This is a genomic window from Mesorhizobium sp. GbtcB19 (genome assembly GCF_019091085.1).
Taxonomy (GTDB): domain Bacteria; phylum Pseudomonadota; class Alphaproteobacteria; order Rhizobiales; family Rhizobiaceae; genus Mesorhizobium.
The window spans coordinates 17,227-32,169 of record NZ_JAGXJY010000006.1 but is presented as its reverse complement, the minus strand read 5'-3'; the positions used below and the strand labels follow the sequence as shown (position 1 = coordinate 32,169).

Here is a 14,943-nt window from a genome sequence, read left to right as displayed (position 1 = left end):
CATGACGGCTGCGGTTGAAACGGCACAAACCACGACAATCGACGGCGACAGGGTCTCGCTGCTGCGGGTGCTCGGCCCGGCCCATGTCTGGGCGCTCGGCGTCGGCATCGTGCTGGTCGGCGAGTTCACCGGCTGGAATTTCTCGGCCGACAAGGGCGGCGCGCTCGCCGCGCTGATCGTCTGCTGGATCGTCGGACTGCTTTACACCTCGGTCGCCATGATCGACTCGGAGGTGACGTCCACCGTCGCCGCCGCCGGCGGCCAATACGCGCAGGCCAAGCACATCGTCGGCCCGCTGATGGCCTTCAACGTCGCGCTGTTCCTGGTGTTTGCCTACACCATGCTCGAAGTGTCCGACGCGATCCTGCTCGGCGACACCATCGTCGCCAAGGCCGGCGTCGAAGGGCTGACGCACAACTCCTTCATCGCAGCCACCATCGTGGTGCTCGCCTGGCTCAACTATCGCGGCGTGCTGATGACGCTCAACGTCAACTTCGTCATCACCGCGATCGCCTATGTCTCGATCGTCATCCTGTTCTTCTCGGTCAGCCCGTGGACGCAAGGCGCGGTGCTGAAGCTCAACGAACTCGTCACCCCCGGCAACGCGCTGCCCTATGGCTGGATCGGCGTGATCGCCGCCTTCCAGTTCGGCATCTGGTATTATCTCGGCATCGAGGGCACGACCCAGGCCGCCGAGGAAGTGCGCTCACCGGCGCGCTCCCTGCCCTACGGCACCATGGCCGGCATGATCACGCTTTTGATCGCCGCTGCCATGACCTGGTATGTCTGCGCCTCGCTGATGCCCTGGGAGTATCTCGGCATCACCTACTATCCGCTGTGGGATGCCGGCAAATTGACGGGCAGCCCGCTGCTTGAGAACCTGCTCTTCATCGCGACGCTGCTGGCGGCGCTTGCCTCGGCCAATGGCTGCATCAACGACGCGGCGCGCGCCTGGTTCTCGCTCGGCCGCGACCGCTACCTGCCGAGCTGGTTCTCGGCGGTGCATCCGAAATACCGCACGCCTTATCGCTCGATCCTATTCCTGCTGCCGATCGCGCTGGCCTTCGCCTTCATTGCCGACCTCAACCAGGCGATCACATTCTCGATCCTGTCGGGCGTGCTGCAATACACCTTCATGAGCATCAACATCATGATGTTCCGCAAGAAGTGGCCGCTGGGCACGATCCGTCGCGGCTATACGCACCCCTTCCATCCGCTGCCGGCGATCGTGCTGTTCTGCCTGTGCATGGTGACGTTCTTCGCCATCTTCCTCGGCTTCGGCTCACAGCTGATCGCGATGACCGTGTTCTATTTCCTGATTTCGCTATGGTTCCACTTCTACCGCTACAAGTTCGTACGGCGCGGAGATCAGTTCTCCATGCCGTGGCCGAAGCCGCAGGGTTATTGAGTGGAGTGAAGGCCCGTCTGTTGACGACGGGCCGTGGCGTGTCGAGATGTCAGAACTGGCGTCAGTACTGCTTACCGGGGCGATCGCATTGGCCGTCGTCGCCCATGTTGCGTGGCTAGCCCGCGCCAGCCGCAACAAAGCGAAGGCAGCTTTGGCCGCCGATCTGGCCAGCGTTCGCAGCGTCGTTCCCGATGCCGCCGACATTTCCGACGGCACGGCCGGCGTCGTCACCTGGGCCGGTTCCTGGAACGGTCAGCGCGTTCAGGTCCGCACCATCGTCGACACGCTGGCGACGCGAAAACTACCGACACGCTGGCTTAGCGTTTCGATCACCGAGCCGGTCGCGGTGCCTGGAATTTTCGACATGATGATGCGGCCGAATTCGGCAACGACATTTTCCAACTTCGATCATCTGCCCCACATCCTGCCCAAGGTTCTCGGCCTGCCGGCCGAAGCGGTGCTGCGCACCGACCGCAAGGGCGTCGCCTTTCCGCAGGACCTGATCGCCGCGCATACCGGTATCTTCGCGGAAGGCCGCGCCAAGGAATTGCTGATCACGCCGAAGGGCGTGCGCATCGTCTGGCTTCTGGCCGAGGCCGAGCGTGCTCGTTACGGTGTGTTCCGGCAGGCCGCGTTCGGCGATGCCGGGATCGACCCCGCTGTGGTCGAACGCCTGCTCGAGGCGGCGTCGGGCCTTCGCGAAGCCATCAACCGGCGCGAAAGGCAGGCAGCATGACCGACGGACCAGCTTCCTCTCCCCCAGCCAATCCGTATCTCGTGCTCGGCGCGGCGATCGTCTTGCCGGCAAGCGGCCATGTCATGCTCGGCGTGCCGGTGCGCGGCCTGCAGTTCCTGTTCTTCATGGTGATCCTTGGCTGGGTAACGACCAAGCTGGCGCCAGCCGACGCCGGCTTCATCGGCCGCCATGCCGGTGGCTTCCTGATCTATGCGCTGTCGATCCTCGACGCCTACCGGATCGCGCGCATCCGCCATGCGATCTGGGTTCACAAGGCGCGTCCGGGCGGTGATAGTGCCGAGGGCAATGCGCCGTCTAACATATAACGACAGGAAAATTTCTTTCATACCATTGAATTCGGCAAACTCATTCGGTACATCATTTTGAGAGCCAGAAAACGTCGGAGGCTGACATGTGCGGAATTGTTGGACTTTTCCTGAAGGACAAGGCGCTGGAGCCGAAGCTCGGCGCGATGCTGTCGGAGATGCTGATCTGCCTCACCGACCGAGGCCCGGACAGCGCCGGCATCGCCATCTATGGCGCCGCGACGGGCAATGAGGCCAAGATCACAGTGCAGTCGCCGAAGCCCGACCGCGACTTCCGCGGCCTGGACGCCGAACTCGCCAAGGCAATCGGCGCGCCGGTAAGCGTTGCCGTGAAGTCCACGCATGCGGTGATCAGGACCACGCCTGACAAGGTCGACACGGCGCGTGAGGCGCTGCAGACGCTGCGGCCCGACATCCGCATCATGGGCGCTGGCGAGGCGGTGGAAATCTACAAGGAAGTTGGGCTGCCCGAAGCCGTCGTCGACCGCTTCGACGTGCGCTCCATGACCGGCACCCATGGCATCGGCCACACCCGCATGGCGACCGAATCGGCGGTCACCACCATGGGCGCGCATCCGTTCTCGACCGGCGCCGACCAGTGCCTGGTGCACAATGGCTCGCTGTCCAATCACAACAATGTGCGGCGCGAGCTGGTGCGCGACGGCATGAAGTTCGAGACCGAGAACGACACCGAAGTGGCGGCTGCCTACCTCTCCAACCGGATGGCGCATGGCAAGAATCTGGGCGAGGCGCTGGAAGGCACGCTCTCCGACCTCGACGGCTTCTTCACCTTCGTCGTCGGCACCAAGAACGGTTTCGGCGTGGTGCGCGACCCGATCGCCTGCAAGCCGGCCGTGATGGCCGAGACCGACCAGTATGTCGCCTTCGGCTCGGAATATCGCGCGCTGACCAAACTGCCCGGCATCGACAATGCGCGGGTCTGGGAGCCGGAGCCCGCAACCGTTTATTTCTGGGAGCATTGAGCCGATGCCGGCAAACACAATGTCGAAAGCCGAGCGCGATCAGGGCCATGCGAGGGTGTTCGACCTCTCGCAGCATTCGCTGCGCGAGTTGAACCAGGCGCTGCATAAGCTCACGCCCGGCTCGAACGAGACCGCCTGGGAAGTGCTCCACCCGAAGGGCAGCCATTCCGTCGCCGTCGGCGTCGACCAGCCGGTCTCGATCGATGTGCGCGGCAGCGTCGGCTACTACTGCGCCGGCATGAATGACGGCGCCACGATCACCGTGCATGGCTCGGCCGGTCCGGGTGTCGGCGAGAACATGATGTCGGGGTCGATCGTCATCAAGGGCGACGCCAGCCAATATGCCGGCGCCACCGGCCGCGGCGGTCTGCTGGTCATCGAGGGCAACGCCTCGTCGCGCTGTGGCATTTCGATGAAGGGCATCGACATCGTCGTGCACGGCAATATCGGCCACATGTCGGCCTTCATGGCGCAGTCCGGCAACCTGGTGGTGCTGGGCGACGCCGGCGATGCGCTGGGCGATTCCATCTACGAGGCGCGGCTCTTCGTGCGCGGCAAGGTCGAAAGCCTCGGCGCCGACTGCATCGCCAAGGAGATGCGGCCGGAGCATTTGGAGTTGGTGCAGGGCCTGCTCGACAAGGCCGGCGTCACCGGCGTCAAGGCGTCGGAGTTCAAGCGCTATGGCTCGGCCCGCAAGCTCTACAATTTCAACATCGATAACGCCGACGCGTATTGAGGCAAGATGACCTACCGCAACCCGCCGACGACGCCGCGCAAATCCGCGACCTTCGACGACTACACGCTTTCCGAAATCCGCCGCGCGGCCGCGACCGGCATCTATGACATCCGCGGCGCCGGCGCCAAGCGCAAGCTGCCGCATTTCGACGACCTGCTTTTCCTCGGCGCCTCGATCTCGCGCTATCCGCTGGAAGGCTATCGCGAGCGTTGCGACACCTCGGTGGTGCTCGGCTCGCGCCATGCCAAGAAGCCGATCGAGCTGAAGATCCCGATCACCATCGCCGGCATGAGCTTCGGGTCGCTGTCCGGCCCGGCCAAGGAAGCCCTGGGGCGCGGCGCGACGCTGTCCGGCACCTCGACCACCACCGGCGACGGCGGCATGACCGAGGAAGAGCGCGGCCATTCCAAGCAGCTGGTCTATCAGTACCTGCCGTCGCGCTACGGCATGAACCCGCGCGACCTGCGCCGCGCCGACGCCATCGAAGTGGTGGTCGGCCAGGGCGCCAAGCCGGGCGGCGGCGGCATGCTGCTCGGCCAGAAGATTTCCGACCGCGTCGCCGAGATGCGCACGCTGCCCAAGGGCATCGACCAACGCTCGGCCTCGCGCCATCCCGACTGGACCGGGCCCGACGATCTCGAGATCAAGATCCTCGAGCTGCGCGAGATCACCGACTGGGAAAAGCCGATCTACGTCAAGGTCGGCGGTGCGCGGCCCTATTACGACACGGCGCTCGCGGTGAAGGCCGGCGCCGACGTCGTGGTGGTCGACGGCATGCAGGGCGGCACGGCCGCGACGCAGGAAGTGTTCATCGAGAATGTCGGTCAGCCGACGCTTGCCTGCATCAGGCCGGCGGTGCAGGCGCTGCAGGACCTCGGCATGCACCGCAAGGTGCAGCTCATCGTCTCCGGCGGCATCCGTAACGGCGCCGACGTCGCCAAGGCGCTGGCGCTCGGCGTCGACGCGGTGTCGATCGGCACGGCGGCGCTGGTCGCGCTCGGCGACAACGATCCGCGCTGGGAGGCGGAGTACAACGCGCTGGGCAGCACCGCCGGCGCCTATGACGACTGGCACGAGGGCCGCGACCCGGCCGGCATCACCACGCAGGACCCCGAATTGATGAAGCGGGTCGATCCGATCGCGGCCGGGCGGCGGCTGGCGAACTACCTCAAGGTGATGACGCTCGAAGCCCAAACCATTGCCCGCGCCTGCGGCAAGAACAGCCTGCACAATCTCGAGCCCGAGGATCTCGTCGCGCTCTCGATCGAAGCCGCCGCCATGGCCGGCGTGCCTTTGGCCGGCACCAACTGGATACCGGGGAAGAACGGCTTCTAGGCCTGTCGCCCAAAAGTGCGCAGCGGTTTTGGGAAAAACGACAGGCCTCAAAACAAAGACATCAGACGACCAGCATCAAAATTCGCGAGGGAACTACATAAATGGGGAACGATCTCGCCGCATTCGCCAAGGAGAACGGCGTAAAATATTTCATGATCTCCTACACCGACCTGTTCAGCGGCCAGCGTGCCAAGCTGGTGCCGGCGCAGGCGATCGCCGACATGCAGAAGGAGGGCGCCGGCTTTGCCGGTTTCGCGACCTGGCTCGACCTAACACCGGCGCATCCCGACATGCTGGCGGTGCCGGATCCGGACTCGGTGATCCAGCTGCCATGGAAGCCTGACGTCGCCTGGGTGGCGGCCAACTGCATCATGGACGACAAGGAGGTCGACCAGGCGCCGCGCAACACGCTGAAGCGGGTGATCGCGGAGGCGGCGGCCGAAGGCATGCATGTCAAGACCGGCGTCGAAGCCGAGTTCTTCCTGATCTCGCCGGACGGCAGCGTGATCTCCGATCAATACGACACGGCCTCGAAACCCTGCTACGACCAGCAGGCGGTGATGCGGCGCTACGACGTGATCGCCGAGATCTGCGACCATATGCTGGCGCTGGGCTGGGGCCCCTACCAGAACGACCATGAGGACGCCAACGGCCAGTTCGAGATGAACTGGCGGTTCGACGACGCACTGCCGACCGCCGACAAGCACTCCTTCTTCAAGTTCATGGTCAAGTCGATCGCGGAAAAGCATGGACTGCGCGCGACCTTCATGCCGAAACCCTTCCAGGGCCTGACCGGCAATGGCTGCCACGCCCATATCTCGGTGTGGGACAAATCCGGCAAGACCAATGTTTTTGCCGACAACTCGATGGAATTGGGCTTGTCCGCCAAGGGCAAGAACTTCCTCGGCGGCATCATGAAGCATGCCTCGGCCTTGGCCGCGATCACCAATCCGACGGTCAATTCCTACAAGCGCATCAACGCGCCGCGCACCATTTCGGGCGCGACCTGGGCGCCGAACACGGTGACCTGGACCGGCAACAACCGCACCCATATGGTGCGCGTGCCGGGCCCCGGCCGCTTCGAGCTCCGCCTGCCCGACGGCGCCGCCAATCCCTATCTTTTGCAGGCGGTGATCATTGCCGCCGGTCTCGACGGTATCCGCTCCAAGGCCGATCCCGGCAAGCGCTACGACATCGACATGTATCAGTACGGCCACACGGTGAAGGGCGCGCCGAAACTGCCGCTCAACCTGCTCGATGCGCTGCGCGAGTTCGACAAGGACAAATCGCTCAAGGCGGCGCTGGGTGAGGAATTCTCGTCGGCATATCTAAAGCTGAAGCACCAGGAATGGAATTCCTATGCTTCGCACTTCACGCAGTGGGAGCGCGACCACACGCTGGACATCTGAAGTCCAGCGTTGCGGGTGAGCGGCCTCGGAATGACGCAATGAAATACTCGATCTTCTCGCTCGCCCGCGCCGCTCTCTCCGGCCACAAGAACTGGAAGCCGACCTGGCGCGACGCAGCGCCCAAGGATCGCTACGATGTGGTGATCATCGGCGGCGGCGGCCACGGGCTCGCCACCGCCTGGTTCCTGGCCAGCGAGTTCGGCATCCGCAATGTCGCGGTGCTGGAAAAGGGCTGGATCGGCTCCGGCAATGCCGGCCGCAACACCACCATCATCCGCTCCAATTACGGCCTGCCCGGCAACACCGGCTTCTACGAATTGTCGATGAAGCTGTGGGAGAAGATGGAGCAGGACCTCAACTACAACGCGATGGTCAGCCAGCGCGGCGTGCTGAACCTCTATCACTCCGATGCGCAGCGCGACGCTTTCGCACGGCGCGGCAACACGATGCGCATCAACGGCATCGACGCGGAACTGCTCGACCAGGCGGCGCTGCGAAAAATGCTGCCGTTCCTGAATTTCGACAATGCGCGCTTCCCCGTGCAAGGCGGGCTCCTGCAACGGCGCGGCGGCACGGCGCGGCACGACGCCGTGGTCTGGGGCTACGCGCATGCGGCAAGCGAACTGGGCGTCGACATCATCCAGAACTGCGAGGTCACCGGCTTCACGCGCGACGCCAATGGCAAGGTGATCGGCGTCGAGACGTCGCGCGGCAAGATCAGCGCCGGCAAGGTTGGCATGGCGGTCGCCGGATCCTCGTCACGCGTTGCCGCGATGGCAGGGCTCCGCCTGCCGATCGAAAGCCATGTGCTGCAGGCCTTCGTCTCCGAAGCGATCAAGCCCCTCATCCCCGGCGTCATGACCTTCGGCGCCGGACACTTTTATGTCAGCCAGTCGGACAAGGGCGGCCTCGTCTTCGGCGGCGACATCGACGGCTACAATTCCTACGCCCAGCGCGGCAATCTGCCGGTGATGGAAGACGTCTGCGAAGGCGGCATGGCGCTGATCCCGATGATCGGCCGCGTGCGACTGCTGCGCCAGTGGGGCGGCATCATGGACATGTCGATGGACGGCTCGCCGATCATCGACAAGAGCCCGGTCGACGGCCTCTACATCAATGCCGGCTGGTGCTATGGCGGCTTCAAGGCGACGCCGGGCTCGGGCTTCGTCTTTGCCCATCTCATCGCCCGCGATCAGTCGCACAAGGAAGCCGCGCTTTTCCGCCTCGACCGCTTCCAGCGCGGCGCCATGATCGACGAAAAGGGCCAGGGCGCCCAACCGAACCTGCACTGAGGACGGGCACAGCCAATGCGTATTACCTGTCCTTTCTGCGGCGAACGCGAGCTCGGCGAGTTCACCTATCTCGGCGACGCCAAGCCGCAACGCCCCGCGGCCGATGCCAGCGAGGAAGCCGTCTATGACTACGTCTATCTGCGCGACAACATCGCCGGCGTGATGAGCGAACACTGGTATCACGGCGGCGGCTGCCGAGCCTGGCTGAAGGTCACGCGCAACACGCTGACGCATGAGATTTCGGCCGTCGAGCCGGCAGCGGGCGCCGGTGCCGCCAAGGTTGGTGCTTAATGCGCGGCGATCAGGCAAACCGGCTGAACAATGGCGGTCTCATCGACCGCTCGGCCCCCCTCAATTTCCGTTTCGACGGCAAGACTTTTTCTGGCTTCAGGGGTGACACGCTGGCCTCCGCGCTGGTCGCCAACGGCGTCAAGCTGGTCGGCCGCTCGTTCAAATATCACCGCCCGCGCGGCATACTGACGGCGGGCTCGGAAGAGCCGAACGCGCTGGTCGAATTGCGCAGCGGCGCGCGGCGCGAGGCGAACACGAAGGCGACGACGGCCGAGCTCTATGAGGGCCTCGAAGCCGCCAGCCAGAACCGCTGGCCGTCGCTCAATTTCGACGTCATGTCGGTCAACCAGCTGTTCGCGCCGATCTTCGTCGCCGGCTTCTACTACAAGACCTTCATGTGGCCGGCGAAGTTCTGGGAAGCGATCTACGAGCCGGCGATCCGGCGCGCCGCCGGCCTCGGCCGAGCCGCCCAGGTTCCCGACCCCGATCATTATGAAAAGGCCTGGGCACATTGCGATGTGGTGATCGCGGGGTCAGGCCCGGCCGGTCTCGCAGCCGCGCTTGCCGCCGGCCGCAGCGGCGCGCGCGTCATCCTGTGCGAAGAGGATTTCGTCCTTGGCGGTCGGCTGCTCGCCGATGGCGGCACTATCGACGGATTGCCGGCGGCTGAATGGGTTGCTCGCACGCTAGCCGAGCTTTTGGCGATGCCGGATGTACGCATCATGACGCGCACGACGCTGTTCGGCGTTTATGACGGCGGCACCTATGGCGCGATCGAGCGCGTCAACGACCATCTCCCTACACCGCCGGAGCATCAGGTGCGACAGCGGCTGTGGCGCATCGTCGCCAAGCGCTCCATCGTCGCCGCCGGTTCGATCGAACGCCCCATCGTCTTCGCCGGCAACGACACGCCGGGCGTGATGATGGCGTCGGCCATGCGCAACTACATCAACCGCTACGCCGCCGTGCCGGCCAGGCGCATCGCGCTCTTCACCAACAACGAGGACGGCTGGCGCACGGCCGAGACGGCGATCGCCGCCGGACTGCAGGTGGCGGCGGTGATCGATGCACGGCCGGACGTTTCGCCGGCCCATCGCTCGCTTGCCAGCAAGGGCGGCTTCCCGGTGCTGCACGGCTCCGTTGCCGGCGTCGACGGCGGCAAAGCCGGCGTGCGCAAGATTTCTGTCTCGCTGACCGGTGGCGCCCGCGCCGAGGTCGAGGCCGACGGGCTTGCCGTGTCCGGTGGCTGGAACCCGGCGGTCGGTCTTACCTCCTATCATCGCGGCCGGCCGAAATGGCGCGACGACATCGCTGCCTTCGTGCCGGACGGCGCGCCGCCCGGCATGGTCGCGGCGGGCGCCGCCAACGGCGCCTTCGGCCTGGGCGCCTGCCTGCGCGAAGGGTTTGAAGCCGGTGCCGCCGCGGCGCGTGATGCCGGACGAAGCGGTAGCACGGGCTCGATGCCGATCGCCGACGACGCGGCTTTCTCGCTGACGCCGCTCTGGCATGTCGCCGGCAAGGGCAAGGCCTTCGTCGACCAGCAGCATGACGTCACCGCTTCCGATGTCGAGCTGGCGCAGCGCGAGGGTTTTGAATCGGTCGAGCACCTGAAGCGCTACACGACGCTCGGCATGGCGACCGATCAGGGCAAGACGTCCAACGTCGCCGGCCTCGCCATCATGGCGGCGGTCACCGGCAAATCGATCCCAGAGACAGGCACGACGATCTACCGGCCGCCTTACGTGCCGGTCGCCATCGGCGCCTTCGCCGGCCACCACCGCGATGAGAATTTCCATGCGACGCGGCTGACGCCCTCGCATCATTGGGCGGCCGAGCAGGGCGCGATCTTCGTCGACACCGGCTTATGGAAACGCGCGCAGTGGTATCCTCGCGCGGGCGAGAAGGACTGGCTGGAGTCCGTCACCCGCGAGGTCAAGGCGGTGCGCTCAGGCGTCGGCTTCTGCGATGTCTCGACGCTCGGCAAGATCGACGTGCACGGGCGCGATGCCGGCACCTTCCTCGACCGTGTCTACATCAACGCCTTCTCCAGCCTCGCCGTCGGCAAGGCGCGCTACGGGTTGATGCTGCGCGAGGACGGCATCGTCTATGACGACGGCACGACCTCGCGTCTGGCCGAGGACCATTATTTCCTCACCACCACGACGGCCAAGGCCGGGCTGGTGATGCAGCATCTGGAATTTTGCCGGCAGGTGCTGTTCCCAGAGCTCGACGTGCAGCTGACTTCAGTTTCGGATCAGTGGGCGCAGTTCTCGATCGCCGGACCGAAGACCCGCGATCTCTTGAAGGAAATCGTCGATCCGGCCGAGGACCTGTCGAATGAAGGCTTCCCGTTCATGGGCGCGCGCGAGGTCAAATTGCGCGGCGGCCTGAAGGCAAGGCTGTTCCGCATCTCCTTCTCCGGCGAGATGGCGTTCGAGATCTCGGTGCCGGCGCGCTACGGTGAAGCCATGGCGCGCAATCTGATGATCGCCGGCAAGCCGTTCGGCGTGACGCCTTACGGCACCGAGGCGCTCGGCGTGATGCGCATCGAAAAGGGGCACGTCGCGGGGCCTGAGCTCAACGGCACGACCACGGCGGCCGATCTCGGCCTCGGCAAGATGATGTCGACCAAGAAGGATTTCATCGGCCGCGTCATGGCCGGCCGCGAGGCGCTGGTCGCGCCGGACCGGCAGGTGGTCGTCGGCATCAAGCCGACCGACAAGGCGCGCCGCCTGCGCTCCGGCGCGCATATCATTCCGAAGGGCGAGACACCGGGGCCGGACAACGACCAGGGCTATGTCACCTCGGTCTGCTTCTCGCCGGTAGTCGACCAGTGGATCGGGCTCGGCCTCGTCGAGCGCGGCCGCGAGCGCATCGGCGAGATCGTGCGCGCGCATGATCCCCTGCGCGGCGAGGACTATGATGTCGAGCTCTGCAATTCCGTCTTCTACGATCCGGATGGAGGGCGCCAGCGTGGCTGATTTTTCCTGGGACGTCCGCAGTCCGCTCGACCGCACGCTGGTCGCCGGCCCTTATGGCGTACAGGGCGATGCCGGCGTGGCGCTGACCGAGATCCGTAATTTCGACCTCGTCCAGGTGATGGCGCGGCGCGGCAAAGCAAGCGAGATGGCGCAGACCGCGCAGGCGCGCTTCGGCGTTGCGGCGCCTGAAACGCCGAAGGCTGTCGGCGCATCGGATGCGACGCTGATCTGGTCCGGACCCGACCAGTTCTTCATGCTGTCCAAGGGTGGCAAGCATTCGATCGAAGCGCTCGCACCTGTCTTTGCCGGCTCGGCTTCGCTGTCCGACCAATCGCATGCGCGGGCGCTGATCAACGTCTCCGGAGAGAAGGCGCGTACGATGCTCGCCAAGCTGTCGTCGATCGACCTGCATCCCGATGTGTTCGGGGTCGGTGCGGCGGCTGCGACGTCGATGGATCATACCAGCGTCACGCTCTGGCGCGGCACGGATCGCAACGGGCAGGTTGTGTTCAATCTGCTGGTGTTCGCAACTTTTGCGCAGAGCCTGTGGCACACCATCCTCGACTCCGCTGCCGAGTATGGCGTGACGATCGGCCATTCGGAAGACTTGGCGTAGCGACGCGCGACTCGCCTTCTCCCCTTGTGGGAGAAGGTGGATCGGCGCGCAGCGCCGAGACGGATGAGGGGTGCTCTAGCGGAGTGAGACGTCGGCTTTCCCTGGAGCACCCCTCATCCGTCGCCTTCGGCGACACCTTCTCCCACAAGGGGAGAAGGGGGAGCTTGTGCTTGCCAAATCCATCTCCGCTGCTATTCTCTCAGCGAAAATAATTTTACCCTTAGGCAAACTTGTTTCTCGCTCGGAGGAGGGTTTGAGATGAGCCAGTCGCCCTACCCCGCCGTCCTGTCCGGGCCGCCCAAGCCCAGCCTGATCCTGAGACCCGGCGAGATCCGCCTGCCGCCGGGCGTGGAGCGCTACACGGTGCAGGGCAATGGCGCGGTGCTCATCGACGTCGAGGCGGGCGACAGCGTCAGCGTCAGCAATGTCGAAGGCGGCCAGCCCTGCGAGTTGCTGGCCTGGGACAAGTCCGGCGCCACCGATCCCGGTATTTTCGGCGAGCGGTCCAACAGCAACGCGGCCGGCATCAAGGCGCTGCTCGCCGAGGGCGACGACAGTCTTTCGGCGCTGCGCCTCAACCTCGAGCGCCGCAAGGTGCAGCTCGACCAGCCGAAGGCCGTGCGCGTGTTCGGCGGCGCCACGCCGGCCGGCACCGAGCAGAGCTTTTCCGTGCAGCGCGACGGCGCGCTGCTGATCGCGGCGCCCGGCGGGCCGATGCTGGTCGACGGCCACAACACGGCGACGCCGCTGACCGTGATCGTGCGCCGCGCCAAGGTCCGGCTGAAGACAAGAGGCCAGCTTGCCGATCCGCTCGCCGATCCGGTGCTCGATCTGCGCGTGAAATCGGCGACCGCCGAATCCTATTTCGTCAAGGCTGGCGACTATCTGCAGATCATCGATGTCGACGGCCGGCAATGCACCGACTTCCAGTGTTTTTCGGCGCGCAAGCTGGACAAGGGCCGCGACCTGCCGCTCGACGTCACCACCACCCGCACGCTGATGGGTGCGGCCTATCCGATGCCCGGGCTGCATTCGAAATATTACGACCAGGACATGGAGCCGCTGGTCGAGGTAGTGCAGGACACATGCGGCCGGCACGATGCCTTCGCGCTCGCCTGCGCCGCCAAATATTACGACGACATCGGCTATCCCGGCCACACCAACTGCTCGGAGAATTTCAACAGGGCGCTTGCCGACAAGGGCGTGACGCCCCGCGCCGGCTGGATGGCGATCAACTTCTTCTTCAACACGGCGATCGACGCGCATGGCGTGATGGTGTCGGACGAGCCGTGGTCGCGTCCGGGCGACTATGTGCTGCTCAAGGCCCTGACCGATATCGTCTGCGTATCCTCGGCCTGCCCGGACGACACCACGCCCTCCAATGGCTGGGACCTGACCGACATCCATGTGCGCAGCTATTCCGGCCAGCACAAATTCTCGCGAGCGATCGCCAGACGCATGAAGCCCGACTCGGAACCGAAAATGACCCGCGAGACAGCCTTTCATTCGAGCTTTGCCAAGCACACGCGCGACTTCGTCGAGTACAGGGGCTATTGGCTCGCCAATTCCTTCGCCAAGGAGGGCCCTATCGCAGAATACTGGGCCTGCCGGCAGGACGCGGTGATCATGGACCTGTCGCCGCTGCGTAAGTTCGAGGTCACCGGGCCCGACGCCGAAGCGCTGCTGCAATACACGCTGACCCGCGACGTCAAGAAGCTCGGCGTCGGCCAGGTCGTCTATACGGCGATGTGCTACGAGCATGGCGGCATGATCGACGACGGCACGCTGCTTCGGCTCGGCAAGGACAATTTCCGCTGGGTCGGCGGCGATGATCTTTCCGGCGAATGGCTGCGCGAGACCGCCAAGAAACTCGGCCTCAACGTGCTGGTGCGCTCCTCCACCGACCAGATGCACAACATCGCCGTGCAGGGGCCGAAGAGCCGCGACATCTTGAAGGAAGTCGTCTGGACCTCGCCGGTGCAACCCTCGATCGGCGAACTCGAATGGTTCCGCTTCGCGGTCGCTCGCATTGGCGGCGGCAACGGCATCCCGGTGGTGGTCTCGCGCACCGGCTATACGGGCGAGCTCGGCTACGAGATCTGGTGCCATCCGCGCGACGCTGAAAAAGTGTTCGACGCCGTCTGGGAAGCCGGCCAGCCGCACGGGCTGAAGCCGATGGGCCTGCAGGCGCTCGACATGGTGCGCATCGAGGCCGGGCTGATCTTCGCCGGCTACGAGTTCTCCGACCAGACCGACCCGTTCGAGGCCGGGATCGGCTTCACCGTGCCGCTCAAGACCAAGGCCGACGACTTCATCGGCCGCGACGCGCTGATCCGGCGCAAGGAGCACCCTCAGCACAAGCTCGTCGGGCTCGACATCGATGCCAACGTCGCGGTCGGCCATGGCGACTGCGTCCATGTCGGCCGCGCCCAGATCGGCGTGGTCACGTCGGGCATGCGCTCGCCGGTGCTGGGCAAGAACATCGCGCTCGCAAGGCTCGACGTCACCCACGCCGATATCGGCACCGAGGTCGAGATCGGCAAGCTCGACGGCCACGCCAAGCGGCTGCCGGCGCGAGTCGTCGCCTTCGCCCATTACGATCCGCAGAAGACCAAGCCGCGCTCCTGATATGCCTCCTCCCAGGCTGATCCGCCCCCGCCGGCCGCCGCCGGCGGGCGGTCGGGTCGATGTTTCGCAAGCGTGATGTGCATGACATTCACAAAACGCTTGACGCGAAAGCGCGCCGGATCAATCTTCACTCTTAAGAAAAAAATACGACTGAGTGGAAACACGACAGTCGTGTCGATCATGTGCCGGGGAGCAAGCTTCG

At 65.1% G+C, this 14,943-nt stretch carries 12 protein-coding genes; all 12 read left to right on the top strand.

The window, feature by feature from the left end; all coding sequences use genetic code 11:
- Position 1 precedes the first annotated feature (1 nt).
- Positions 2-1,408 carry an APC family permease gene (locus KVT37_RS12820; protein WP_217573355.1) on the top strand — a complete coding sequence of 469 codons (1,407 nt, stop codon included), beginning with the start codon at positions 2-4 and terminating at the stop codon, positions 1,406-1,408.
- 46 nt (positions 1,409-1,454) lie between these two features.
- On the top strand, positions 1,455-2,144 hold the full coding sequence (locus KVT37_RS12815) for a hypothetical protein (RefSeq protein ID WP_217573353.1): 690 nt from the start codon (positions 1,455-1,457) through the stop codon (positions 2,142-2,144).
- A complete protein-coding gene (locus KVT37_RS12810) occupies positions 2,141-2,470 on the top strand; it encodes a hypothetical protein (RefSeq protein ID WP_217573351.1) in 330 nt (109 codons plus the stop codon). The genes KVT37_RS12815 and KVT37_RS12810 overlap by 4 nt, the downstream gene beginning before the upstream one ends.
- An 86-nt stretch (positions 2,471-2,556) precedes the next feature.
- Entirely contained in the window at positions 2,557-3,453 is an 897-nt protein-coding gene (locus KVT37_RS12805) for a glutamine amidotransferase family protein (RefSeq protein WP_217573349.1), read from the top strand.
- Between the two features lie 4 nt (positions 3,454-3,457).
- The gene (locus KVT37_RS12800; protein WP_217573347.1) at positions 3,458-4,189 is read left to right on the top strand and encodes a GXGXG domain-containing protein; all 732 of its coding nucleotides are present in this window, start codon (positions 3,458-3,460) and stop codon (positions 4,187-4,189) included.
- A 6-nt stretch (positions 4,190-4,195) separates the two neighbouring features.
- Entirely contained in the window at positions 4,196-5,524 is a 1,329-nt protein-coding gene (locus KVT37_RS12795; protein WP_217573345.1) for an FMN-binding glutamate synthase family protein, read from the top strand.
- A 101-nt stretch (positions 5,525-5,625) separates the two neighbouring features.
- Positions 5,626-6,933 carry a type III glutamate--ammonia ligase gene (gene glnT / locus KVT37_RS12790; RefSeq protein WP_217573343.1) on the top strand — a complete coding sequence of 436 codons (1,308 nt, stop codon included), beginning with the start codon at positions 5,626-5,628 and terminating at the stop codon, positions 6,931-6,933.
- A 38-nt stretch (positions 6,934-6,971) separates the two neighbouring features.
- Positions 6,972-8,225, top strand: a complete 1,254-nt coding sequence (locus KVT37_RS12785; protein WP_217573341.1) for a sarcosine oxidase subunit beta family protein — start codon at positions 6,972-6,974, stop codon at positions 8,223-8,225.
- Between the two features lie 15 nt (positions 8,226-8,240).
- Positions 8,241-8,516, top strand: coding sequence for a sarcosine oxidase subunit delta (locus KVT37_RS12780; protein WP_217573340.1), 276 nt, complete (start codon positions 8,241-8,243; stop codon positions 8,514-8,516).
- On the top strand, positions 8,516-11,497 hold the full coding sequence (locus KVT37_RS12775; RefSeq protein ID WP_217573338.1) for a sarcosine oxidase subunit alpha: 2,982 nt from the start codon (positions 8,516-8,518) through the stop codon (positions 11,495-11,497). Before KVT37_RS12780 ends, KVT37_RS12775 begins: the two co-directional genes overlap by 1 nt.
- A complete protein-coding gene (locus KVT37_RS12770) occupies positions 11,490-12,113 on the top strand; it encodes a sarcosine oxidase subunit gamma (RefSeq protein ID WP_217573336.1) in 624 nt (207 codons plus the stop codon). The genes KVT37_RS12775 and KVT37_RS12770 overlap by 8 nt, the downstream gene beginning before the upstream one ends.
- A gap of 258 nt (positions 12,114-12,371) precedes the next feature.
- Positions 12,372-14,741, top strand: coding sequence for a DUF1989 domain-containing protein (locus tag KVT37_RS12765; protein ID WP_217573334.1), 2,370 nt, complete (start codon positions 12,372-12,374; stop codon positions 14,739-14,741).
- The last annotated feature ends 202 nt before the right edge of the window (positions 14,742-14,943 follow it).

Coding starts and splice junctions, on each gene's coding strand:
- KVT37_RS12775 (WP_217573338.1), top strand. CDS start 8,516: ATGCGCGGCGATCAGGCAAACCGGCTGAACAATGGCGGTCTCATCGAC.
- KVT37_RS12805 (WP_217573349.1), top strand. CDS start 2,557: ATGTGCGGAATTGTTGGACTTTTCCTGAAGGACAAGGCGCTGGAGCCG.
- KVT37_RS12820 (WP_217573355.1), top strand. CDS start 2: ATGACGGCTGCGGTTGAAACGGCACAAACCACGACAATCGACGGCGAC.
- KVT37_RS12780 (WP_217573340.1), top strand. CDS start 8,241: ATGCGTATTACCTGTCCTTTCTGCGGCGAACGCGAGCTCGGCGAGTTC.
- KVT37_RS12815 (WP_217573353.1), top strand. CDS start 1,455: ATGTCAGAACTGGCGTCAGTACTGCTTACCGGGGCGATCGCATTGGCC.
- KVT37_RS12810 (WP_217573351.1), top strand. CDS start 2,141: ATGACCGACGGACCAGCTTCCTCTCCCCCAGCCAATCCGTATCTCGTG.
- KVT37_RS12800 (WP_217573347.1), top strand. CDS start 3,458: ATGCCGGCAAACACAATGTCGAAAGCCGAGCGCGATCAGGGCCATGCG.
- KVT37_RS12765 (WP_217573334.1), top strand. CDS start 12,372: ATGAGCCAGTCGCCCTACCCCGCCGTCCTGTCCGGGCCGCCCAAGCCC.
- glnT (WP_217573343.1), top strand. CDS start 5,626: ATGGGGAACGATCTCGCCGCATTCGCCAAGGAGAACGGCGTAAAATAT.
- KVT37_RS12785 (WP_217573341.1), top strand. CDS start 6,972: ATGAAATACTCGATCTTCTCGCTCGCCCGCGCCGCTCTCTCCGGCCAC.
- KVT37_RS12795 (WP_217573345.1), top strand. CDS start 4,196: ATGACCTACCGCAACCCGCCGACGACGCCGCGCAAATCCGCGACCTTC.